General features: G+C 63.6%; 20 protein-coding genes and 2 pseudogenes. 5 read left to right on the top strand and 17 right to left on the bottom strand.

Going from position 1 to position 23,211, the window contains the following annotated elements; genetic code table 11:
• Positions 1–74 precede the first annotated feature (74 nt).
• The 13 genes and pseudogenes from KHO27_RS26660 to KHO27_RS24735 form a co-directional block, all read right to left on the bottom strand.
• A pseudogene (locus tag KHO27_RS26660) lies at positions 75–590 on the bottom strand (methyl-accepting chemotaxis protein); the annotation flags it as partial.
• A 390-nt stretch (positions 591–980) separates the two neighbouring features.
• Positions 981–1,193 (bottom strand): annotated as a pseudogene (locus KHO27_RS26655) (methyl-accepting chemotaxis protein); the annotation flags it as partial.
• Positions 1,194–2,251: 1,058 nt separating this feature from the next.
• A complete protein-coding gene (locus KHO27_RS24785) occupies positions 2,252–3,544 on the bottom strand; it encodes an adenylosuccinate synthase (protein WP_028688256.1) in 1,293 nt (430 codons plus the stop codon).
• A gap of 55 nt (positions 3,545–3,599) precedes the next feature.
• Positions 3,600–4,787: an ATP phosphoribosyltransferase regulatory subunit gene (locus tag KHO27_RS24780; protein ID WP_102683938.1), complete on the bottom strand. Its 1,188-nt coding sequence runs from the start codon at positions 4,785–4,787 to the stop codon at positions 3,600–3,602.
• 293 nt (positions 4,788–5,080) lie between these two features.
• Positions 5,081–5,950 (bottom strand): protease modulator HflC, encoded by an 870-nt coding sequence (gene hflC, locus KHO27_RS24775; RefSeq protein ID WP_110701833.1) that lies wholly within the window; start codon positions 5,948–5,950, stop codon positions 5,081–5,083.
• The gene (hflK, locus tag KHO27_RS24770) at positions 5,950–7,134 is read right to left on the bottom strand and encodes an FtsH protease activity modulator HflK (RefSeq protein ID WP_102683937.1); all 1,185 of its coding nucleotides are present in this window, start codon (positions 7,132–7,134) and stop codon (positions 5,950–5,952) included. Before hflK ends, hflC begins: the two co-directional genes overlap by 1 nt.
• A 96-nt stretch (positions 7,135–7,230) precedes the next feature.
• Positions 7,231–8,532 carry a ribosome rescue GTPase HflX gene (hflX, locus tag KHO27_RS24765; protein ID WP_102683936.1) on the bottom strand — a complete coding sequence of 434 codons (1,302 nt, stop codon included), beginning with the start codon at positions 8,530–8,532 and terminating at the stop codon, positions 7,231–7,233.
• Between the two features lie 18 nt (positions 8,533–8,550).
• Positions 8,551–8,811: an RNA chaperone Hfq gene (hfq, locus tag KHO27_RS24760; protein WP_023629894.1), complete on the bottom strand. Its 261-nt coding sequence runs from the start codon at positions 8,809–8,811 to the stop codon at positions 8,551–8,553.
• Between the two features lie 94 nt (positions 8,812–8,905).
• Positions 8,906–9,877, bottom strand: coding sequence for a tRNA (adenosine(37)-N6)-dimethylallyltransferase MiaA (gene miaA / locus KHO27_RS24755; RefSeq protein WP_102683935.1), 972 nt, complete (start codon positions 9,875–9,877; stop codon positions 8,906–8,908).
• 1 nt (position 9,878) lies between these two features.
• Positions 9,879–11,777: a DNA mismatch repair endonuclease MutL gene (mutL, locus tag KHO27_RS24750; RefSeq protein ID WP_110701837.1), complete on the bottom strand. Its 1,899-nt coding sequence runs from the start codon at positions 11,775–11,777 to the stop codon at positions 9,879–9,881.
• Complete coding sequence (locus KHO27_RS24745; protein WP_111533328.1) at positions 11,774–13,204, bottom strand: N-acetylmuramoyl-L-alanine amidase; 1,431 nt, start codon at positions 13,202–13,204, stop codon at positions 11,774–11,776. The genes mutL and KHO27_RS24745 overlap by 4 nt, the downstream gene beginning before the upstream one ends.
• Before the next feature lie 12 nt (positions 13,205–13,216).
• Positions 13,217–13,690, bottom strand: a complete 474-nt coding sequence (tsaE, locus tag KHO27_RS24740) for a tRNA (adenosine(37)-N6)-threonylcarbamoyltransferase complex ATPase subunit type 1 TsaE (RefSeq protein ID WP_102683932.1) — start codon at positions 13,688–13,690, stop codon at positions 13,217–13,219.
• Positions 13,678–14,529 (bottom strand): NAD(P)H-hydrate dehydratase, encoded by an 852-nt coding sequence (locus KHO27_RS24735; protein ID WP_214500921.1) that lies wholly within the window; start codon positions 14,527–14,529, stop codon positions 13,678–13,680. Before KHO27_RS24735 ends, tsaE begins: the two co-directional genes overlap by 13 nt.
• Before the next feature lie 64 nt (positions 14,530–14,593).
• Between KHO27_RS24735 and queG the strand changes: the two genes are divergently transcribed.
• A complete protein-coding gene (queG, locus tag KHO27_RS24730; RefSeq protein ID WP_214500920.1) occupies positions 14,594–15,658 on the top strand; it encodes a tRNA epoxyqueuosine(34) reductase QueG in 1,065 nt (354 codons plus the stop codon).
• Positions 15,582–15,821, top strand: coding sequence for a hypothetical protein (locus tag KHO27_RS24725; RefSeq protein ID WP_214502023.1), 240 nt, complete (start codon positions 15,582–15,584; stop codon positions 15,819–15,821). The genes queG and KHO27_RS24725 overlap by 77 nt, the downstream gene beginning before the upstream one ends.
• A gap of 773 nt (positions 15,822–16,594) precedes the next feature.
• Here KHO27_RS24725 and KHO27_RS24720 read toward each other — a convergent pair.
• Positions 16,595–17,206, bottom strand: a complete 612-nt coding sequence (locus KHO27_RS24720) for a trimeric intracellular cation channel family protein (protein WP_023630647.1) — start codon at positions 17,204–17,206, stop codon at positions 16,595–16,597.
• 88 nt (positions 17,207–17,294) lie between these two features.
• Positions 17,295–17,837, bottom strand: coding sequence for an oligoribonuclease (gene orn / locus KHO27_RS24715; RefSeq protein WP_046853993.1), 543 nt, complete (start codon positions 17,835–17,837; stop codon positions 17,295–17,297).
• Between the two features lie 108 nt (positions 17,838–17,945).
• Here orn and rsgA point away from each other — a divergent pair, with 108 nt between their 5' ends.
• Both rsgA and KHO27_RS24705 read left to right on the top strand, forming a co-directional pair.
• The gene (rsgA, locus tag KHO27_RS24710; protein WP_102682170.1) at positions 17,946–18,977 is read left to right on the top strand and encodes a small ribosomal subunit biogenesis GTPase RsgA; all 1,032 of its coding nucleotides are present in this window, start codon (positions 17,946–17,948) and stop codon (positions 18,975–18,977) included.
• Positions 18,978–19,123: 146 nt separating this feature from the next.
• Entirely contained in the window at positions 19,124–19,603 is a 480-nt protein-coding gene (locus KHO27_RS24705; RefSeq protein ID WP_214500919.1) for a molecular chaperone Tir, read from the top strand.
• Positions 19,604–19,635: 32 nt separating this feature from the next.
• On the opposite strand, the gene motB is transcribed toward KHO27_RS24705, so the two are convergent.
• Positions 19,636–20,652: a flagellar motor protein MotB gene (gene motB / locus KHO27_RS24700; RefSeq protein ID WP_102682172.1), complete on the bottom strand. Its 1,017-nt coding sequence runs from the start codon at positions 20,650–20,652 to the stop codon at positions 19,636–19,638.
• Positions 20,653–20,655: 3 nt separating this feature from the next.
• A complete protein-coding gene (gene motA / locus KHO27_RS24695; protein ID WP_023630652.1) occupies positions 20,656–21,507 on the bottom strand; it encodes a flagellar motor stator protein MotA in 852 nt (283 codons plus the stop codon).
• 130 nt (positions 21,508–21,637) lie between these two features.
• Between motA and KHO27_RS24690 the strand changes: the two genes are divergently transcribed.
• Complete coding sequence (locus KHO27_RS24690) at positions 21,638–23,173, top strand: HDOD domain-containing protein (protein WP_110702001.1); 1,536 nt, start codon at positions 21,638–21,640, stop codon at positions 23,171–23,173.
• Positions 23,174–23,211 lie beyond the last annotated feature (38 nt).

Genomic DNA, 23,211 nt, shown 5'->3' with positions numbered 1-23,211 from the left:
AGTCGGGTCGCCGCATCGCCGCTCCCACGGTCACAGCGCACCGTGGGAGCGGGCTTGCCCCGCGATGCTTTATGTCAGGCCCTGAACTGCCCCAGGCTTGCACGTAACTGAGCCGCCAGGTCATCGAGCACCTTGCTGCTGGCCGTGGTCTGCATCACCACCTCGGCCGAACGCTCGGCCTGGGCATGGATGGTTTCGACTCGCCCACGCACGGCTTGCGCGCCACTGGCCTGCTGCTCGGCCGCTCGCGTGGCCAGGCCGATCGCCGCATGCACCTGCTCGACCGCAGCCTGCACCGATTGCTGCCGCCGTTCATTGTCGCGCAACACCAGCAAGCCTTCACTGGCCTGGCGTCCTGCCTGGCTGATGGTCGCCACCGCCTCCTTGGCGCCTTGCTGCAGCGCAGCGATATGCGACTGGATATCCCCGGTCGAGCTCTGCGTCTTGCTCGCCAAGGCACGCACCTCATCGGCCACCACGGCGAAACCGCGCCCGGTCTCTCCGGCCCGCGCCGCTTCGATGGCGGCGTTGAGCGCCAACAGGTTGGTCTGTTCGGCAATACCATGGATCACCGTCAACACCACCTCGATCTGCTCGCTCTGCTTGGCCAGCCGCTCGATCACCTGGGAGCCGGTCTGCACTTCGCCGGCCAGGTTCTCGATCAAACGCGCCAGCTGCGTCGAAGCACGGCTGTTTTCGTCGGTCGCCTGGCGAATGTCCACCACCTGCTGCAATGCCGCCTGCATGGCATGGCTCTCGGCCTGGGCCTCGTCAGCCATGCTCGACAGGTCGCGCAGGCTGGCAGCCACTTCATCGCGCTGCAACGCGGCGGCGGCATCGGCCCCGGCGTTGCGCTGGGCCATGCTGTCGATCTCCACACCCGTACGCTGGGCCACTTCGCCAGCTTCGCGGACGATGGGCTGCAGCTTGTCGACGAAGCGGTTGACCGCCGAGGCCATGTCGCCGATCTCGTCACGGCTGTCGAGCTTGACGCGCTTGGTCAGGTCGCCTTCGCCGGCGGCCAGGTCGTTCAACGCGGCGATCAGCAGGCCGAGCTTGCTCAGGACACGGCGCCCGAGCACCACCGCCACCACCACCAGCACACCCAGACCGACCAGCACCAGACCCAGGCCGATGCGCCAGCGCAGCTCGGCGGCGGCATCACGCACGGTCTGCGCGGTATTGGCCTGCATGGCCGTGGCGCTGTGCTGGGCTGTCTCCAGGCGCGCACGCAAGGCCTTGCCACTGTCGGCGGCGGCGGCCACCAGGCTGTCCCCGACCAGTTGCTCGCCACTGGCGATCAAGGCCGCGAAGCGCTGATCCAGGGCCTTGAGCTCCTGGTCGATGCCCGCGGTCGACACGCCCATCAGCACCTTGCCGATCTCTGCGCCATTGGGGTTGATCGACGCTTCTACGAAGTACACCGACGGATCCTTGCGCGCGGCATCCAGCACCTTGTCCAGCGCCCGCTCACCCTGGCCCTTTTCCATCAATGCCTGGTTGATCGGGTTCTGCCGGTTGAGGTAGCGGGTCAGGTGCTGGCCCTGGGCATCGTCGTAGATCACGAACAGTACGTTGGGATTGCGCTGGGCACGGCGAGCGAAGTCCGAGAGCATCGGCACGTCGTTGTCCCAGATCGCCCGTGGCGCGACCGAAGCCAACAGATCGGCCATTTCATGGGCCGAGTCCCTGAGATTTTCCTCCAGCGTTGCGCGCAACTGCTGCTGCTCATCCTGCAGGCGGCTGGACAGGCCTGCACTCAAACGCTGGCGCGTACTGACGGAAAGGCTATCGAGCCCAGCCCGGACATCCTCCCCGGCCTGCTCCAGTTCGGCAGCCAGTTTCTGGCTGTCATTGCCCAGGCGCGCCCCCAAATCGGCCTCCAGGGCGGTGACCGTGCTCCGCGTCAGTGCAACAGCAACCAGCACCTGCACCAGAAGAGCGATACCAAGCGCAACAAACACAGGCCGCAAGAGGCGGCTTCGTAACAGTGAAAGGATGGCAGACACGTTGTAACCCTCGTGTTTCTGGCGCCATTACTTTGATGGCATCTACAGAAACTTCTTACAGCAAGGGTTGTGCCTGAGACAGCAGGTATAAATGCCAAAGGTATGAGGTAATTATCCATGGCAGCGAAATTGCCCACGCCGATGCCATGCGCGGGGCAGGTCCGCCGCTACTTCGTACCCCATATGAAAACGCCGCGCCTCCTTGCGGGGGCGCGGCGTTCAGTCAGCTAGCGAGTAGCTGATCAGGCGAACGGATGACGCAGCACGATGGTTTCGTTGCGGTCCGGGCCAGTCGAGATGATATCGATCGGCGCGCCGACCAGTTCCTCGATGCGCTTGATGTAGTTGCGCGCGGCCTGCGGCAGCTCTTCCAGGGTTTTAACGCCCAGGGTCGACTCGCTCCAGCCTGGCATCTCTTCGTACACCGGCTCCAGGCCGATGTAGCTGTCGGCATCGGAAGGCGCGTCGATGACGGCACCGTTCTCGTTCTTGTAGCCAACGCAGATATTGATGGTTTCCAGGCCGTCCAGCACGTCCAACTTGGTCAGGCAGATACCCGAGATGCTGTTGACGTCGATGGCGCGACGCAGGATCACGGCATCGAACCAGCCGCAACGACGGGCACGACCAGTGGTGGAGCCGAACTCGTGGCCACGCTTGGCCAGGGTGGCGCCGGTCTCGTCGAACAGCTCGGTCGGGAACGGACCGGAACCGACACGGGTGGTGTAGGCCTTGGTGATGCCCAGGATGTAGTCCAGGTACATCGGGCCAACGCCGGAACCGGTAGAGATGCCGCCGGCGGTGGTGTTGGAGCTGGTGACGTACGGGTAGGTGCCGTGGTCGATGTCCAGCAGCGAGCCCTGGGCGCCTTCGAACATGATGTCCTTGCCGGCGCGGCGCAGGTTGTGCAGTTCGGCGGTGACGTCGAGCATCATCGGCTTGAGCTGCTCGGCGTAGGCCATGCACTCGTCCAGGGTCTGCTGGAAGTCGATGGCAGGCTCTTTGTAGTAGTTCACCAGCTGGAAGTTGTGGTAATCCAGCAGCTCACCGAGCTTGGCGGCGAAGCGCTCGCGGTGGAACAGGTCGCCGACGCGCAGGCCGCGACGGGCCACCTTGTCTTCGTAGGCCGGGCCGATACCACGACCGGTAGTGCCGATCTTGGCTTCGCCGCGGGCTTTTTCACGGGCCTGGTCGAGGGCCACGTGGTACGACAGGATCAGCGGAGCAGCCGGGGAAATGCGCAGGCGCTCGCGCACCGGTACGCCCTTCTCTTCCAGCTTGGTGATTTCACGCATCAGGGCATCCGGGGCAACGACCACGCCGTTGCCGATCAGGCATTGCACGCCTTCACGCAGGATGCCGGACGGAATCAGGTGCAGAACAGTCTTCTCACCGTTGATCACCAGGGTGTGGCCCGCGTTGTGGCCACCTTGGTAGCGCACGACGGCGGCAGCATGTTCGGTCAGCAGATCGACGATCTTGCCTTTGCCCTCATCACCCCACTGGGTGCCCAGGACGACGACATTCTTACCCATTACATTTGTCCTCATTCACGCAAACTTGGTGCCGGCCCATTGCCGGCGAAGAATCTCAATGGGTCAGCGGCAGAACCTGCCAGCGCCCGTCTTGCTGAATCAATTGCCGATCACAATCCGCCTCGAGGGCAGCACTCAGCGGCTGGCCAGGCAAAGCCTGGACCACTCGCTGGCCCTCGTTGCGCAACTGGCAGACCATCTGCCAGAGGGCCGCATCGCTGCTGTCGGGCATCCAGATGCCGCCAACAGGCAATACGACCTCCGCTCGCCCCAGTGTGACCAGGGTCTTCAAATCCGTGGAGAATCCGGTGGCCGGGCGTGCCCGGCCAAAATCGGCGCCGATGTCGTCATAGCGGCCGCCCTGGGCGATCGATTGACCTTCGCCAGGCACGAACACGGCGAACACCACGCCAGTGTGATAGTGGTAGCCGCGCAGTTCGCCGAGGTCGAAGTACAGTGGCAGGTCCGGGTAGCGCGAAGCCAGGCGGTCGGCGATCGCCAACAGGTCGTCCAGCGCCGCCAGCACGCTGGCCGGGGCACGGCCCAGGCGCACACGGGCCTCGGCCAGCACTTCACGGCCACCGCACAGTTCGCACAGGGCGCGCAGCATGTTGCCCAGGTCCTTCGGCAGGTCTGCGGTCAGCGCCTGCACTTCATCGACGGCCTTGCGCTGCAGGGCATCGAACAGTTGCTGCTCGACCGCGCCGGACAGGTTGGCGGCACGGGCCAGGCCACGATAGATACCGACATGGCCAAGGTCCATGTGCACATCGGCGACATCAGTCAGCTGCAGTGTGGCGAGCATCAGGCTGATGACTTCGACATCGCTGGTAGGGCTGGCGTCGCCGTACAGCTCGGCGCCCAGCTGGATCGGGCTACGCGAGGTCGACAAGGCACGCGGCTGCGCATGCAGCACGCTGCCGGCATAGCACAGGCGGCTCGGGCCTTCACGGCGCAGGGTGTGGGCGTCGATGCGCGCCACCTGCGGCGTGAAGTCGGCACGGAAACCCATCAGGCGGCCGGACTGCGGGTCGACGACCTTGAAGGTACGCTGGTCCAGGTCCTGGCCGGCGCCGGTGAGCAGCGACTCCAGGTACTCGATATGCGGGGTGACGACCAGTTCGTAACCCCAACTCTGGAACAGGTCCAACACCTGACGACGCGCGATCTCGATGCGCGCCGCCTCAGGTGGCAGTACTTCCTCGATGCCATCTGGCAGTAGCCAGCGGTCTACCGTTGCCATTACGCCATTTCCCCTCTGGTCCGGGCGGCCTGCCAGCTGGCGAGCCGTGAGTAAAGCAGGCATTGACACACAACAGCGGGCAGCACCGATCCCAGCGCAACCACCGTAGCCAATACCCTCGAATTGCCTTGCGACCTGACCAAACCGTCAACTGGCCGTTTGCCAATCAACCTTGCAGACGCAAAAAAGCCGGGAATTTCCCGGCTGACTCATCATACACCCCTTTTCATTCAGGATGCACCCCGCCAGGCATTTTAGCTGCCCGGCGGGGCGAATCCCTCATGAGAGCACGATCAGGGCTTGCTCTTGTCCAGGAACCTGAAGAACTCGTTCTTCGAATCCAGGACCAGTACATCGCTCTTGCTGGAGAAGCTTTCGCGATAGGCCTTGAGGCTACGGTAGAACGCGTAGAAATCGGCGTCCTGCGTGTAGGCCTTGGCGTAGATGGAGGCCGCCTGGGCGTCACCATCACCACGGGTCTCTTCCGCTTCGCGGTACGCTTCGGCCAGCAGTACGCGGCGCTGACGGTCGGCGTCGGCGCGGATACCTTCGGCCAGTTCGTTACCCTTGGCACGGTGCTCGCGGGCTTCACGCTCGCGCTCGGTGCTCATGCGGTCGAACACGCTGCGGTTGACTTCCTTGGGCAGGTCGATGGCCTTGACGCGAACGTCGACCACTTCGATACCCAGCTCCTTGCTGGCCATGCGGTTCAGCGAAGCGGTGATATCCGCCATCAGCGCATCACGCTCACCGGAAACCACTTCGTGCAGGGTGCGTTTACCAAACTGGTCACGCAGGCCGCTCTCCAGACGACGCGACAGGCGCTCGTCGGCGATCTGCTTCATACCCGAGGTTGCGGTATAGAAGCGCTCGGCGTCCTTGACCCGCCATTTGGCGTAGGCATCAACCATCACCGCTTTCTTCTCCAGCGTCAGGAAACGCTGGGTCGGTGCGTCGAGGGTCATCAGGCGGGCGTCGAACTTGCGCACCTGGTTCACGTACGGCACCTTCACGTGCAGGCCAGGCTGGACATCGGCCTTGACCACGCGGCCGAACTGCAGCAATACCGCGCGTTCAGTCTGCGAAACGATGTAGAAGCAGTTCCAGGCGGCGATCGCCAGCACCACGGCGCCGATCAGGGCGAACAGTGACTTATTGCTCATCAGCGGCTCTCCCTGGAACGCAGCGGCGGTTGTGGTTGCAGGTCCTGCGCAGCACGCGCGGCGGCGTCATTGACCGACGGCGATACGCTGCTGGCCGGCGCTGCACTGTTGCCACGGCTGCCTTCGACCATCTTGTCCAACGGCAGGTAGAGCAGGTTGTTCTGCCCGTCCTTGGCCGTGACCAGAACCTTGCTGGAGTTGCTGTAGACCTCCTGCATGGTATCCAGGTACAGACGCTGGCGCGTGACCTCCGGTGCCTTGCGGTACTCGGCGACCAACTTGGTGAAGCGATCGGCCTCACCCTTGGCGCGGGCAATGACTTCATCACGGTAGCCGTTGGCGTCCTCGATGATGCGCTGCGCCTGGCCACGGGCCTCCGGTACCACACCATTGGCGTAGGACTCGGCCTGGTTGCGCGCACGCTGCTCGTCCTCACGGGCACGGATCACGTCGTCGAAGGCTTCCTGCACTTCACGCGGGGCTGCCGCGCTCTGTACGTTGACCTGGGTGACAGTGATACCGGTGCGGTAGGTGTCGAGGAAACGCTGCAGGCGCTCGCGGATATCCACCGCCATCTGCTCGCGGCCTTCGGTCAGCACCTGGTCCATCGAGGTGGAACCCACCACGTGGCGCAGGGCGCTTTCGGTCGCATGCTGCAGGCTGACTTCCGGCTGGTCGACGTTGAGCACGAAGTCCTGCAGGTTGCTGATGCGGTACTGCACGGTCAGTGGCACTTCGACGATGTTTTCGTCTTCGGTGAGCATCTGCCCCTGCTTGGTGTACGCCCGCTCGCGGGTCACGTTTTCCATGTACTTGCGGTCGATCGGCGGGAAATAGATATTCAGGCCGGGACCAACGGTCTCGTAGTACTTGCCGAAGCGCAGCACCACGGCCTGCTCCTGCTCGTCCACGACATAGACGGCGTTATACAGCCAGATTGCCGCCAGAGCCGCCAGGCCGATGCCCAGCAGGCCATAGCCGCCACCCTTGCCGATATTGCGGTCACCGCCGCCGCCACGTTTCTTGCCACTGCCGAACATGCCGTTCAGGCTGTCCTGCAGCTTGCGGAAGGCCTCGTCCAGATCCGGTGGACCTTTCTTGTCGCCACCACCGCCGCCACCATTACGGCGGCCGCCCCAGGGATCCTGATTGTTCGAGTTGCCACCCGGCTCGTTCCAAGCCATAGCGCTCTCCATCTGATAAAGCAAAGACGCGCCCACGGCGCGCCGTCCAATGCTACAGAATGCCTGTCACGGCTGCCCGGCGACCTCGACGGGCATTTATTGCAAAGTGTGTTGCTCGACAAACACTTGCGGCTCCATGCCTTCGCGGCTGACCAGGCGATTCAACTCAACCCTGGGCAGTCGCACGCTCAGCAGGCTGCGCCCTTCTTCATCATGCTCTTCACTCTGCACGGCACCCAGGGCAAAGAATTGCGCGCGCAGGCGGGCAAACCGTTGCTCCAGGCACAGGGTTCCGACATACAGGTCGTCCCCCAGCAACTCGGCAATCGCCTGGCCAACCAGCTCCAGGCCTCGTCCATCACGTGCCGATACCCAGACTCGCTGCGGCTTGCCATCGGCATCGCGCTGGATCTGCGGCTCGACATCTTCGAGCAGGTCGAGTTTGTTATAGACCTCGAGGATCGGCAAGCTCTCGGCACCGATCTCGCCCAGCACCGCCAGTACCTGTTCAATCTGCTCCATGCGCTCGGGCTCATGGGCATCGATCACGTGCAGCAGCAGGTCAGAGTTGCTCGACTCTTCGAGCGTAGCCCGAAATGCCTCGACCAGCTTGTGCGGCAGGTGGCGGATGAAACCTACGGTGTCGGCCAGCACGATCGGCCCCAGGTCGGCCAGCTCGAGCCGGCGCAAGGTCGGGTCGAGGGTGGCGAACAACTGGTCCGCGGCATACACATCGGATTCGGTCAGCGCATTGAAGAGGGTCGACTTGCCGGCGTTGGTATAGCCCACCAGCGACACCGACGGGATGTCCGCGCGCTTGCGCCCACGGCGGGCCTGTTCGCGCTGGCTGCGCACCTTCTCCAGGCGTGCCTTGATCTGGCGCAGGCGCACCCGCAGCAGGCGGCGGTCGGTTTCGAGCTGGGTTTCACCCGGACCACGCAGGCCGATACCGCCCTTCTGCCGCTCAAGGTGGGTCCAACCGCGTACCAGCCGCGTGCTCATGTGCTCGAGCTGGGCCAGTTCGACCTGCAGCTTGCCTTCGTGAGTACGCGCCCGCTGGGCGAAAATGTCGAGAATCAGCCCGGTACGGTCCAGCACGCGACACTCGAAGACGCGCTCGAGGTTACGTTCCTGGCTGGGCGTGAGGGTGTGATTGAAAATCACAAGGTCGGCTTCGGCCGAATGGACCAGGTCGCGCAACTCCTCGACCTTGCCGCTGCCGATCAGAAACTTGGCGGTGGGCTGATGCCGCGCCACTGTTACCAGCGAAACGATATCGGCTCCGGCCGACAGCGCCAGCTCCTGAAACTCCTGCGGGTCTTCGCGCGCCTCAGGGTTCTGACCTTCCAAGTGAACGAGCAGCGCTCGCTCACCACCACCGTGGCGCTCAAAGAACAATGCAGGCTCCTACTTTTTTCAAGCGTTGCCTGGCTCGCTGTCGCCGTGCTCACCATCGGTCGGGCTTGGCAGACGAACCGGGCGTGCGGGGACGACGGTCGAAATGGCGTGCTTGTAGACCATCTGGCTGACGGTGTTTTTCAGCAGCACGACGAACTGGTCGAAGGATTCGATCTGGCCCTGCAGCTTGATCCCGTTGACCAAATAGATCGAAACCGGGACTTTTTCTTTTCTCAAGGTGTTCAAGTAAGGGTCTTGTAGCGAATGCCCTTTTGACATATGCCGCACTCCTGTAAGGATCAATAATAGAAAATCAAGAAAATCGATAAATTATGCCGCCCCTTCGCAAGAATAGACGGCAACTGGCAGGGACTCAGCTCAATATGGAGACGGTCCCCAGGTATTTCAAGGTGCGGGACAGATTGTCGCAGGCCAGGCTATCCAGCCAGTGGACGTCGGACCAGCCGCGCAACCAGGTGAATTGCCGCTTGGCCAGCTGACGCGTGGCAATGATACCGCGTTCACGCATCTCATTCTCAGTCAGCTTGCCGTCGAGGTAGTCCCAGACCTGCCGATATCCCACTGCCCTTATAGACGGCAGCTCCGCATGCAAGTCACTTCTGGCCCGCAGCGTTCGGACCTCGTCGACAAAGCCCTGTTCCAGCATCTGTGAAAATCGTAACGCAATTCGCTGATGCAAAATGTGACGATCTGTAGGCGCTATCGCCAGGCTGGCGACAGTATAGGGCAAATGCTCGCCCGCGCCTGCGTCTGCGCCGCTACTTTCCGCGTATTGACGCTGACGGTGGGCGGTCATGCTCTCGCCACTCACTTTGTACACTTCAAGCGCACGAATCAGCCGCTGCGGGTCATTCGGATGAATGCGCGCCGCCGACTCCGGATCGACTTCGGCCAGTTGGCGGTGCAATTCGGCCAAACCGAGCGCCTGCGCCTGTGCCTCCAGCTCGGCACGCACCATGGCATCGGCTGGCGGCATGTCCGCCAGGCCATCGACCAGTGCCTTGTAATAGAGCATGGTGCCGCCAACCAGCAGTGGGATCTTGCCGCGCGCGGTGATCTCGGCCATGGCTTGGAGAGCATCGGTGCAGAAACGCTTGGCCGAGTAGCTTTCGGCGGGGTCAAGAATGTCGATCAGGCGGTGCGGATGCGCGGCCAGCACTTCCTTGGAGGGCTTGGCGGTACCGATGTCCATGCCGCGATAGACCAGCGCCGAGTCGACACTGATCAGCTCGCAGGGCAGCTTGCTGGTCAGTTCGATCGCCAGGTCGGTCTTGCCGGCCGCGGTCGGGCCCATGAGGAAAATCGCCGGAGGTCTGGCACTCATTTCATCGGCCCCGCAGGAACAGCTTGTCCAGATCGTCCAGGCCCATCTGGGTCCAGGTCGGTCGGCCGTGGTTGCACTGGCCGCTGCGCTCGGTGTTCTCCATGTCGCGCAGCAAGGCGTTCATCTCGGGGATGGCCAGGCGCCGGTTGGCCCGCACCGCGCCATGGCAAGCCATGGTCCCCAGCAGCTCGTTGAGGTGCGCCTGGATACGATCACTGGTGCCGTACTCCATGAGGTCGGCCAGCACATCCTGCACCAGGCGATTGGCCTCGGCCTGCTTGAGCAGGGCCGGGATCTGGCGGATCGCCAGGGTTTCCGGGCCCAGGCGCTGCAGCTCGAAGCCCAGGCGCTGGAACCATTGGGCATGTTCCTCGGCGCAGTCGGCTTCGCGCTGGCTCAACGCCAGCGACTCGGGCACCAGCAACGGCTGGCCGCTCAAGCCTTCACTGGCCATCGCCACCTTCAGCCGCTCGTACATGATCCGCTCATGGGCGGCGTGCATATCCACCAGCACCAGGCCGACGGCGTTCTCGGCAAGGATATAGATCCCCTTGAGTTGCGCCAGGGCGTAGCCCAGCGGCGGGATGTCGCCCTGGCTTTCAGGCAGCGCGCTCGGCGCGGCGGCGGCATTGTCCAGGGGGGCGTAGAATTCACGGTAGGCCGCCTGGGCCTCGCCGGCATTCAGCGGCTGGGAGGGCCTAGGCGTGTACTGGTACTGATAGCCCGCGCCCGAGCCGCTCGAAGCGAACCCCCGCTGCTCGCCCTGAGGCTGCTCGAGCACTGGCGAGGCCAGGCGCATTTCGCCTTGGGGACCGAACTCGCCGGCCTGCAAGCCGCTGGGGCGGACCAGTTCGTCGGTGGCCGCCGGCGCCGCAAGCTGGTCTTCCGGGCGCACATCGGCCAGGGCACGGTGCAAGGTGCCGTAGAGGAAGTCATGAACCATGCGCCCTTCGCGGAAGCGCACCTCGTGCTTGGTCGGGTGGACGTTGACATCAACGCCGGTCGGGTCGCACTCGAGAAACAGCACGAAGGTCGGGTGCCGGCCATTGAACAGCACGTCGCGATAGGCCTGGCGCACAGCATGGGCTACCAGCTTGTCGCGCACCGCACGGCCATTGACGAAGAAGTACTGCAGATCGGCCTGGCTGCGCGAGAAGGTCGGCAGACCGACCCAACCCCACAGGCGCAGGCCGTTGCGCTCGACATCAATGGGCAGCGCCTGCTCGAGAAAGCCCGGGCCGCAGATGGTGCCGACCCGTCGCGCCCGCGCCATCTCGTCGACGGCCTCGTGCAGGCTGAAGATGGTCTTGCCGTTGTGCCGCAAGTGAAAACCGACGTCGAAACGCGCCAGCGCGAGGCGCCGGATCACTTCCTGCAGATGATCGAATTCGGTCTTTTCGGCCTTGAGAAACTTGCGTCGCGCCGGGGTATTGAAGAACAGGTCACGCACTTCGACGGAGGTGCCGACCGGATGCGCGGCAGGCTGCACCCGCGGGGTCATGTCGCGCCCCTCGGTCTCCACCTGCCAGGCCTCGCTGGCATCGGCGGTACGCGAGGTAAGGGTCAGACGCGCCACCGAGCTGATCGATGCCAGGGCCTCGCCGCGAAAGCCCAGGCTGAGCACGCCTTCAAGGTCTTCCAGTTCGCGGATCTTGCTGGTGGCGTGGCGGGCCAGCGCCAGCGGCAGGTCATCGGGGGCAATGCCACCGCCGTTGTCGCGCACCCGCAGCAACTTCACGCCGCCCTGTTCGACCTCGACCTCGATGCGCCGAGCACCGGAGTCGAGGCTGTTCTCCAGCAACTCCTTGGCCACCGAGGCGGGGCGTTCGACTACCTCGCCGGCGGCGATCTGGTTCGCCAGCCGTGGGCTGAGCAGCTGGATACGCGAGCCGCCACTCATTGCTGGGACGCCAGTGCGGTGGTGGGGATGTCAAGGTGCTGGCCAACCTTGAGCTCGTCGGTCTTCAGGTTGTTGCTACTGCGCAGGCCAGCCACGCTGACCTGGTAACGCACCGCAATCATCGCCAGCGTCTCGCCGGGGCGCACGGTGTGCTCACGCGGGCCCTGGACGATCTTGCCACTGTCGCGCAGCCAGGCGATGTAAGTGCCAGGCGGCGGGTTCTGCTGGAAGAACTGACGCACACCGGTATGGATCGAACGTGCCAAGGCCTGCTGATGGCTACGTGTAGCCAGCTTGGCCGCCTCGTTGGCGTTGGAGATGAACCCGGTTTCAACAAGGATCGACGGGATATCCGGCGACTTCAGCACCATGAACCCAGCCTGTTCCACCCGTTGTTTGTGCAGCGGCGTGACCCGGCCCATGTTGCCCAGCACCTTCTGCCCGACATTGAGGCTGGAACTGAGGGTGGCGGTCATCGACAGGTCGAGCAGCACCCCGGCCAGCATGCGGTCCTTGTCGTCGAGGCTGACGTTGCCTGCACCGCCGATCAGGTCGGAGCGGTTTTCCGTGTCGGCCAGCCAGCGGGCGGTCTCGGAGGTTGCGCCGCGGTCGGACAGGGCGAACACCGAAGCGCCAAAGGCAGCCTTCGACGGCGCGGCGTCGGCGTGAATCGAGACAAACAGATCGGCGCCCTTCTTGCGGGCGATCTCGGTGCGCTTGCGCAGTGGGATGAAGTAGTCACCCGTGCGGGTCAGCTCGGCGCGGTAACCCTTCTCGGAGTTGATCTGGCGCTGCAGTTCCTTGGCGATATCCAGCACGATGTCTTTCTCGTGCTGGCCACGCGAGCCGGACGCGCCGGGGTCTTCGCCGCCGTGACCGGCGTCGATGGCGACCACGATGTCACGCTTGCCACTCGGCGCCGGTGGCAACTTGATCGCCGGCTGCGCCGGGGTGACGGGCACCGCCGGCGTGGTGGCCGGTGGCTGCGGCGTCGGCGGCGGTGTCGGGTTGCTGGCGGCGATGGCGTCGGCTTCCTGGTCATACAGGTCGACCACCAGGCGGTTGCCGTACTGGGCGTTCGGGGCCAGGGTGAAGCTCTTTGGCGACACGGCTTTCTTCAGGTCGACCACCACGCGCAGGTCGGTGGGCGTGCGCTGAGCTGAACGCACGCTGGTGATCGGCGTGTTCGAGGTGGAGACGTTCAGCGGCGCCCCCAGGGTGGCACCGTTGATGTCGATCACCAGGCGATCAGGAGCGCTGAGGGTGAAGACGCTGTGCTGCACAGGCCCGGACAGGTCGAAGACCAACCGCGTGTTGTCCGGAGCGCGCCACAGGCGCATGCTCTTGACTTGAGTGACGGCCAGAGCGTCAACGGTCACCGCGGTCAGCAGCAGCCCAACGACAGCGACCAGTGCGCGTATGCGCATACCTTTCCCCACTTACTGTATGAATTCTTTGGCCAGAACGGCACACCAGGACTCGCCGCGTGCCCCCTGCGGCGACAGGTTCAGCGAACGTCCGCCCGCTTGCGGGCTTATGGTAATGGTCAGGTCGGGCTTTGGCAAAACGCCCGCGCCTTTATCGGGCCATTCGAACAGGCACAATGCATCGCCCTCGAAATAATCGCGAATACCCATGAATTCAAGCTCTTCCGGGTCGACCAGGCGATAGAGGTCGAAATGGAAGGCGCGCACCTCACCAATCTCGTAGGGTTCAACCACGGTAAATGTCGGACTTTTTACCGGACCGGTATGACCCAGGCCACGGATCAGCCCGCGTGACAGGGTGGTTTTGCCAGCCCCCAGGTCGCCCTCGAGAAAAATCACACCATGACCTTTGGTCACTTCGGCCAGTTTCGCGCCGAAAGCGACGGTGGCGTCCTCGTCGCCCAGAAACAGGGTTATGCCTGACACGCTGAATGCTCCTCCAATAACGCTCTAATGACCGGCACCAGATCACTGGCCGCCAGCCCTCTACCTTTGACACCCAGCCGCTCGCCGGCGCAGGCATGCAGCCACACCCCCAGGCACGCGGCCTGCCAGGCGTCCAGCCCCTGGGCCAGCAAGGCTGCGAGCACGCCTGTCAACACATCGCCCAATCCGGCACCAGCCATGGCTGGGTGCCCACGGCCGCAAACCGCCAGTTGCCCGCCAGGGTCGGCCACCAACGTGCCGGCGCCCTTGAGCACGCAGACGCTGGCGTAGCGACGCGCCAGCTTGCGCGCCGCCCCCGGCCGGTCGGCCTGCACCGCCTCGGTGGAAATCCCCAGCAGGCGCGCGGCCTCGCCGGGGTGCGGGGTGAGAATGCTACCGCTGGGCAGTGCCAGTGGCGTGCGCGCCAGCAAGTTGAGCGCATCGGCGTCCCACACCTGTGGCCGGTGGGCATTGGCCACCGCCGACAACAGGCTGCGCCCCCAACCGGCCTGGCCGAGGCCAGGGCCGACCACCAGCACCGTGGCACGCTCGAGCAACGCCATCAGTTGGTTGGCCGAGCTCACGCCCATCCACATGGTCTCGGGCAGGCGCGTCAGCCCCGCAGCTACGTGTTCGGGGCGGGTGGCCACGCTGACCAGGCCGGCGCCGCAACGCAACGCCGCCTCGCCACTGAGCATCACCGCGCCGCCTGTGCCCAGGTCGCCGCCGACCACCAGCACATGGCCGAAATCGCCCTTGTGGGCATCAGCGGCACGTGGCGGCAGCCTGGCCAAGGTCAGGCTGCTGAGCGGTAATGGGGGGTGTTTGGTCTGAGGCATGGGGTCAAAGGCTCCGATGTCTGGCAGAATTATACGCACCTCCGCTTGTAATGCTTGTTCATCCATGTCCGCCGACCTTCCAGACATCGCCACATTGGCCCAATCGATCAAGGATTGGGGCCGCGAACTCGGTTTTGCCCATGTCGGCATCGCCGGTGTCGACCTTGGCGAGCACGAACAGCATCTGCAGCGCTGGCTGGCGGCAGGCTACAACGGCGAAATGGAGTACATGGGCGAGCATGGCAACAAGCGCTCGCGCCCGGCCGAGCTGATCCCCGGCACGTTGCGGGTGATCTCGCTGCGCATGGACTACCTGCCCGGCGACACGCAGATGGCCAAGCGCCTGGCAGAGCCGGAAAAAGCCTACATCTCGCGCTACGCCCTGGGCCGCGACTACCACAAGCTGGTGCGCAAGCGTGTGCAGCACTTCGCCGACCGCATCCAGGAAGCCATCGGCCCGTTCGGCTACCGCGCCTTCGTCGACAGCGCTCCGGTGCTGGAGAAAGCCCTGGCCCAGGAGGCTGGCCTTGGCTGGATTGGCAAGAACACCCTGCTGCTCAACCGCAAGGCGGGCAGCTATTTCTTCCTCGCCGAGTTGTTCGTCGACTTGCCGCTGCCGATCGACGGCGTGCAGGGCAGCGATCATTGCGGGCGTTGCCAGGCCTGCCTGGACATCTGTCCGACCCAGGCGTTCGTCGGGCCCTATCAGCTCGATGCCCGGCGCTGCATCTCGTACCTGACCATCGAGTTGCGCGGGGCCATTCCACTGGAACTGCGCCCACTGATCGGCAATCGGGTGTTTGGTTGCGACGATTGCCAGATCGTCTGCCCGTGGAACCGTTTCGCCAAGACCACGACCGAAGACGACTTCATGCCCCGTCGGGGGCTGGACAATATCGAGCTGGCCGAATTGTTCCTGTGGGATGAAAAGCGTTTTCTCGGCTGCACCGAAGGCTCGCCACTGCGCCGGGCGGGGTATGAACGCTTCCTGCGCAACCTCGCGGTAGGGCTTGGCAACGCACCGTCGACCATCCCCGTGCTGGAGGCGCTCAATGCGCGTAGGGATGATCCTTCGGAACTGGTACGCGAACACGTGGAATGGGCCCTGGCTCGCCACAACGCCCTTTGAAGCTCGCTGCTTCGACTTTGCCTTTGCCTTTGCCTTTGCCTTTGCCTTTGCCTTTGCCTTTGCCTTTGCCTTTGCCTTTGCCTTTGCCTTTGCCTTTGCCGATCAAAAGGTCAACCCCATAGCCCGCGAGCGCCAGCTGCGCCAGTGTAGGCGCCGCCCGTAACTTCGCGACTTCAGGAGGCCGAACGCAGGCCTTGCGGAGGGAGGTGACGGGCATGGATGCCCGTCAAGCGCTGCGCCCCAGGATGGGGCGTTCAGCGCGGTCCTCCCGGGAGCAAGGCCGGAGTGAGGGAACCCGGAGCGAAGCGGAGGGCCGGATGAATGGAGCGCAGCGTTTTTTGGTTACTTTTTGTCGCGTTTGACAAAAAGTGACTTGCCGGGTGGCGAAAGGGTGACTATGCGTCATTATAGCAAATGAATGCGCTTACAACTGTAAAAACCCACACCAATCGCATTTGACTTTGACTTTGATTTACACAGCGTGTGTTTTAAAAGTTATATGCGCATTCATTCGCCATGTCGACGCACACTCACCTTTTCGCCTTTACGGCGACCTTCTTTTGCACGCGGGCAAAAGAAGGCAAAAACCGCCCGCCCCATTCATCCGGCCCCTACGCTTCGCTCCGGGGTCCCCTCACTCCGGGCTCGCTCCGGGAGGACGCGCCGACGGGCCATCCATGGCCTGATCGGCGCTTGACGGGCATCCATGCCCGTCACCTCCCTGCGCAAGCCCTCCGTTCGGCCTCCTGAAGTCGCAATTTGTGTCGCCTGAACTATCGCGCACTTAGAAGCAAAAGCAGAGCAAGAGCAAGAGCAAGAGCAAGAGCAAGAGCAAGAGCAAGAGCAAGCAACTCTTCTGAATAATGGTTATATGACTACAGTTACAACCCTGCCGAACAATTCTGAATATAGTGGCTGCGCCGCAAAAAGCCGCCGCTATTGCTGATCATTGTAATGAAACTTCGGCATCTCCCAATGAAACCGAATCGCCAACAACCGCACCAGAAAACCACCAAACAGTGTCAGCAGCATGGCCTGCTCCGCCGGCACCTTGAAGTAAACACACCCCAGATAGAACCAAGCCGCCGCGAAAGAAACACTGGCATACAGCTCACGCCGAAACACCAACGGAATATCGTTGCAGAAGATGTCCCGCAGGATGCCGCCAAACACCCCGGTAATCACCCCGCTGATGGAGGCGACAAGGAACCCCTGCCCCATCTCCAGCGCGGTCATGCAGCCAATCAGGGTGAACGCCACGAGCCCCAGGGCGTCGAGCACCAGGAACAGCGACCGCAGGTGGCGCATCAATGGCGCGATGAAGATCGTCAGCAATGCCGCAAAGCTGGTCAGCACCAGGTATTCCGGGTGCTTGACCCAGGTGAGCGGGTAGTGCCCAAGCAGTACATCACGCACCGAACCACCACCCAGCGCGGTGACGCAGGCGATCAGCACCACGCCGAACCAGTCCATGCCGCGGCGGCCAGCGGACAGGGCGCCGGTCATGGCTTCGGCGGTGATGGCGATGAGGTAGAGCATCAGCAACATGGTGCAGGTCCGTGCGGGAAAGGCGCGCAGTCTACCCAGTCACGCGGGGCACCAAAAGGGGCGCGCCGACGATCATCGGCGCACAAGGTCAGACTTTGATGAAATGCTCACGGTAGTGACGCAGTTCGCCAATCGACTCACGGATATCGTCCAGCGCCAAATGGGTGTTGCCCTTCTTGAAGCTGTCACGCACTTCCGGCGCCCAGCGCGCGGCCAACTCCTTGAGCGTGGACACATCGAGGTTGCGGTAGTGGAAGTAGTTTTCCAGCTCGCGCATGTGGCGATAGAGGAAACGGCGGTCCTGGCAGATACTGTTGCCACAGATCGGCGACTTGCCCTTCGGCACCCACTGCTCGAGGAAGGCAATGGTCTGCGCCTCGGCCTCGGCCATGCTCACCTTGCTCTCGCGCACGCGCTGGGTCAGGCCCGAGGCGCCATGGGTGCGGGTGTTCCACTCGTCCATGCGCGCCAGCACTTCGTCGCTGTGGTGGATGGCGATCACCGGGCCTTCGGCCAGGGTGTTCAGCTCGCTGTCGGTGACGATGGTGGCCATCTCGATGATGACATCGTTGTCCGGGTCCAGGCCGGTCATCTCCAGATCAATCCAGATCAGGTTCTGTGGGTTTTGCATGAAAAGGCTCCTCGAATAGGCCGTCATATTAGCCTAGCGAACGGGTGTTGGGCGCGCCGTGCTAAACTGCCTGCCGTTTTCTTTCTGCCCCGCCAACACGGAACCTTCATGGCCAAACGCCAGCTCAACCGCCGCCAGAACTGGCGCATCGAAAAGATCCAGGGTGAGCGCGCCGCCCGCGCCGCCAAACGCGAGCAGCACGTGCTGCAGGAACTGGAGGGCGGCGACCTGGGGCCAGAGCAACTGGGCCTGGTGATTGCCCACTTCGGCGTGCAGGTCGAGGTCGAGGCCCAGGACGGCGAGGTTGCGGGCCAGGTGTTCCGCTGCCACCTGCGGGCCAACCTGCCGGCGCTGGTGACCGGCGACCGTGTGGTCTGGCGCGCCGGCAATCAGGGCATCGGCGTGATCGTCGCGCAAATGCCGCGCAGCACCGAGCTGTGCCGGCCGAACAACCATGGCCAGCTCAAGCCGGTGGCGGCCAACGTCGACCTGATCGTCATTGTCTTCGCCCCTGCGCCCGAACCGCATCCCAACCTGATCGACCGTTACCTGGTCGCCGCCGAGCATGCCGGCATCCGCCCGCTGCTGCTGCTGAACAAGGCCGATCTGATCAACGACGAGAACGCCCCGACTCTCAACGCCATGCTCGAGGTCTACCGCGGCCTGGGTTACCCGCTGCTGGAGGTTTCCGCGCACCAGGGCGATGGCATGCAGCGCCTGCAGCAGACACTAGACGGCCATATCAGCGTGTTCGTCGGCCAGTCGGGCGTGGGCAAGTCCTCGCTGGTCAACAGCCTGCTGCCTGATGCAGGCACCCGTGTCGGCGACCTGTCGGAATGGTCCGGCCAGGGCACCCACACCACCACCACCGCGCGCCTGTACCACTTCCCCAACGGCGGCGACCTGATCGACTCGCCGGGTATCCGCGAGTTCGGCCTGGGCCACGTCAGCCGGGACGATGTCGAGGATGGCTTCATCGAGTTCCGCGAACTGATCGGCAACTGCCGCTTCCGCGACTGCAAGCATGATCGCGAGCCTGGCTGTGCGCTGCTCAAGGCCCTGGAAGACGGTAGCGTTACGCAACAGCGAATGAACAGCTACCGCTCGATCATCGCCAGCTTGCCGGAAGACACCTATTGAGGTGGCGGCAAGCACGCTAGCATCGTAGGAAATTTTACCGGAGCAGGTAGGACCGCTCCGGTTTCGCGGTCACCTATTGTCCCTCCCGCTGCTTTCCCTGATGGTCATGGCCTTGTCGTCGGTATTGATCAGGGAGGGCAGCACAGATGCCGGTATTCATCAGTTACCACCAGAACGAACGGCTCGATGCCTTCATACTGAACGAGCGTCTGCTACTAGAAGGCATTTCCACCCAACTCGTCCCCTTCGACAGTGAAGGGCAGACCCACGACGACCTGCATGGCAGATTTTGCCAACACATGGCCGATGCCACTCACTGGATCGGAGTGCTCTGCGAGGCCCATGCCGAAGGCTGGTGGACGGCCTGGCTACTGGGCGCTGCGGCCATGGCGCATCGGCGGGTGACTTTCTACCATGCTGGCTCGACTGACCTGCCGCAGCGCTTGGGCAAGTGGCCAGTAATGCGGGAACGAGAGCATATCGACCTGTTCGTGCGCGCCTATCATGACGAACAGACCTTTGGCCGGGCCATGGCTTCGCCGGCCGGGGGCGGCGCAGTGTCGGACAGGGACAATGCGGATTTCTTCCATGCCGATCTCAAGGCCAAGATCAGGCGGGGGTTCTGAATGCATCGGGGCCGCAAAGCGGCCCCTGTTACTTACTGGTCTTTGGCCTCGTCCATCTTCAATACGCCATCTTCGAAGATGTTCAGCTTCTGGCGCAGCTCACGCGGCTGCATCGGCGTATCGCCCGGTGTCGCGGCTGCACCTGGCGCTGCGCTCGCAGGCGGTGTGTCAGCGGCAGGCGGCGCAGCCTCCGGCTTGCCCTGTTCACCCTCGATATCGCGCTGCGCCTTCTTGGTGAGGACGATGATGTCGATACGGCGGTTGACCGGGTTGAACGGGTTGGCACGGTCGAACAGCGACGACGAAGCATAACCGACCACGCGGGCCACCTGCTCATCCGGATAGCCTCCAGCGACCAATGCACGACGCGCCGCGTTCGCGCGGTTGGCCGACAGCTCCCAGTTACCGAAATCGCCGGTACCGGAGTACGGCTTGGCATCGGTATGGCCACTGATGCTGATCTTGTTCGGCACCGCCTTGATGGTGTCGGCCATGGCCAGCAGGATGTCTTCGAAGTACGGCTGCAGGCGTGCGCTGCCCAGGTCGAACATCGGCCGGTTCTCGGCATCCATGATCTGGATGCGCAGGCCGTCCTGGGTGATCTCGAACAGGATCTGGTCCTTGAACTTCTGCAGTTGCGGGTTTTCCTCGACCTTGTTCTGCAGCTCCTGCAGCAGCAGCTCGAGGCGCTCGCGCTCGACCTGCTCGGCCATGGTCTCGACCTGATCCTTGTCCAGTTGCAGGCTGGTATCCGGCGTCGGTTCAGACTTCACTTCCGGGTTGATGGTCTTTTCCGGTGCCAGTTCTGGCGAGCCACCCAGATCGATGATGTAGGGCGTACCGCTTTCGGAGAAACCGATCGGGTCCTTGAAGTAACCGGCGATTGCGATCTTCTGCTCAGGCGTGGCGGTCGACAGCAACCACAGCACCAGGAAGAACGCCATCATCGCCGTGGCGAAGTCGGCGAAGGCGATTTTCCAGGCGCCGCCGTGATGGCCGTCGCCAAAGCGCTTGACGCGCTTGACGATGATGGGCTGATTGTTCTCCATGGCTTAGCGACCGCGTACTGCTTGTTCCAGCTCGGCGAAGCTCGGGCGGTGCGCCGGGTACAGCACCTTGCGACCGAACTCGACCGCCAGCGACGGCGGCATGCCGGAAGCCGAGGCCACCAGCGAGGCCTTGATCGCCTCGTAGACGTTCAACTCTTCCTTGGCATCATGGCGCAGGGCGTTGGCCAACGGGCCGAAGAAGCCGTAGGCTGCAAGAATACCGAAGAAGGTACCGACCAACGCCGCACCGACGTGCAGGCCGATGGACTTCTGGTCACCGTCACCCAGCGAGGCCATGGTCACCACGATACCCAGTACCGCCGCGACGATACCGAAGCCGGGCATGCCGTCGGCGATTCCGGTCACTGCGTGGGACGGGTGCTCGAGCTCTTCCTTCATGCTCAGCAGCTCCATGTCGAACAGGCCTTCGAGCTCGTGGGGCGCCATGTTGCCGGTGGACATGATCCGCAGGTAATCGCAGATGAACGCGGTCATGCGCTCATCACCCAGCACCGCCGGGTACTTGGCGAAGATCGGGCTGGCCGCGGCGTCCTCGATGTCGCCTTCGATCGCCATCATGCCTTCACGACGGCTCTTGTTGAGGATCTCGTACACCAGGCCCAGCACTTCCAGGTAGAAGGTGTGGGTGAAACGGGTGCCGAACATCTTCAGCGACTTCTTGATCACATGCATGGTCATGTAACCAGGGTTGGCCTGGAGGAACGCACCAAAGGCCGCGCCGCCGATGATCAGCACTTCGAACGGCTGGATCAGTGCCGCGATCTTGCCGTGGGAAAGCACGTAGCCGCCGAGCACGCTCGCGAATACGACGATGATGCCGATAATTTTAGCCATAAGTTGGAAGCACTTGCTGTCGTGGTCAGGATAGGGAACGGAAGCTTGAAAACTCTTCTTCTACTTATCGGCAGAACTGCGCCAGACTATAGCCACTCATTGCGAAAAGCCAGTTCGGACTGATGTCAATATGCCAATTGAAACCAAGGTGCCAAGTCAGGCTCCGTCGAGTCTAGAGGCCTGGATCAAGCTGCTCGACGGGGTCCGCGTACCGGTGCCGAAAGAGAGCCATGATCGCGTGCTGCAGGCTATCAACGACAGCCGTCGCTCCCTGCGCGATATCGCCGAACTGATGCAGGACAGCCCCGCGCTGGTGCTCTGCGTGCTGCGCGAGGCCAACCACCCGGCCAACGCCAGCCAGGCCGAGCCGGCCGAGAGCCTGGAAATTGCCCTCAACCGCCTTGGCCTGGCCCGCGTCAGCCAACTGCTGGCACGCCTGCCATCACTGCCGGCCGACGAGATCCCGCCGGTGCTGCGCCAGTTCCTGCTGATCAGCCAGCATGCCACCCAGCAGGCCAACGGCCTGTTCGCCAGCCGCCTGGCGCGGCTTTGGCAGGAGATTCACTGGGGCAGCCTGCTGTTCCTCTCGCCGCTGTGGCCTCTGGCGCTGGCTTACCCCAAGCTGCTCGACACCTGGGAGCTACGGGTCATCCACAAGGGCGAGGACGCCGCCGTGGTCGAGCAGGAACTGTTCGGGGTGCGCCTGATGCAACTGTGCCGGAGCCTGGCCGAACACTGGCGCCTACCCGAGTGGGTCATCCAGGGCTACCGCCTGCTGCTTGAAGAGCGCGAACAACTCGCCCTGGTGTTGAACATCGCCCGCGAGCAGGACCCACTGGCCCAGCAACAGCGCCTGGACGACGAGCCGGCCCTGCGCCGCTGGTTCAACCAGCCCCCTAACACCGTGCTGCTGGCCAACGGCCTTGCCCTGGCCGCCCAGGTGGGCTGGGACAACCCGCACCTGCTGCGCTGGCAACTGCTCACCGCGCTGTACCTGCAGACCACCCTGGACGATGTCCAGCAGCAGGTCCACCAGCAGGCCGCGGCCAGTGCCCGCCACCACGCCCGGCATGCGCTGTTCCACCCGGCCGAGGCGCTGATCTGGCCCTGGCACCAGCGCCGGCCGCATCCGGACATGCTCACGCCACCACCGCCCAGCACCGAGGACCTCGGCCGCTGGCGTACGCTGTGCCAGGAACTGCTGGCCCAGCCCAGCCCGTTCAGCAACGCCGTGCACCTGGCCACCCAGGCCCGCGACGCCCTGCTGGCCTGCGGCATGCAGCGCATCATGCTGCTGAGCCTGGACAAGACCACCGACTACCTGCGCGTGCAGCAGACCGCCGGCCTGCCACGCGAGGCCGCCGCCATGGCGTTGCCCGTCGTGCAGAACAAATTGTTGCAAAAGTTGATGGCCAAAGCCGGGCAACTGCGCCTGACGCCCGACAATCATGCCCAGTTCAGCGCCCTGCTGCCGGCACCGCTGCGCGCCTTCTTCCGTAGCGAGCACCTGCTGCTACGCTCGCTGGCGGTGGGCGACCAGGTGCTGATGCTGGCGGTGGCCGACCAGGACGGCAAGCCGTTGGCCGACGTCAGCGTGCAGGCGTTCGGCAAGACCGCGCAATGCGTGGAGCGCGCCCTGGCCGTGTTTGCCACCCGCAATGCCTGACCCTTGCGCTACAATCGCCCCTCTTTCCACCCTGGAGA

The organism is Pseudomonas sp. RC3H12, from assembly GCF_018596375.1.
Taxonomy (GTDB): domain Bacteria; phylum Pseudomonadota; class Gammaproteobacteria; order Pseudomonadales; family Pseudomonadaceae; genus Aquipseudomonas.
The sequence above is the reverse complement of the archived record's forward strand: the minus strand, read 5'-3'. Positions and strand labels throughout refer to the sequence as shown.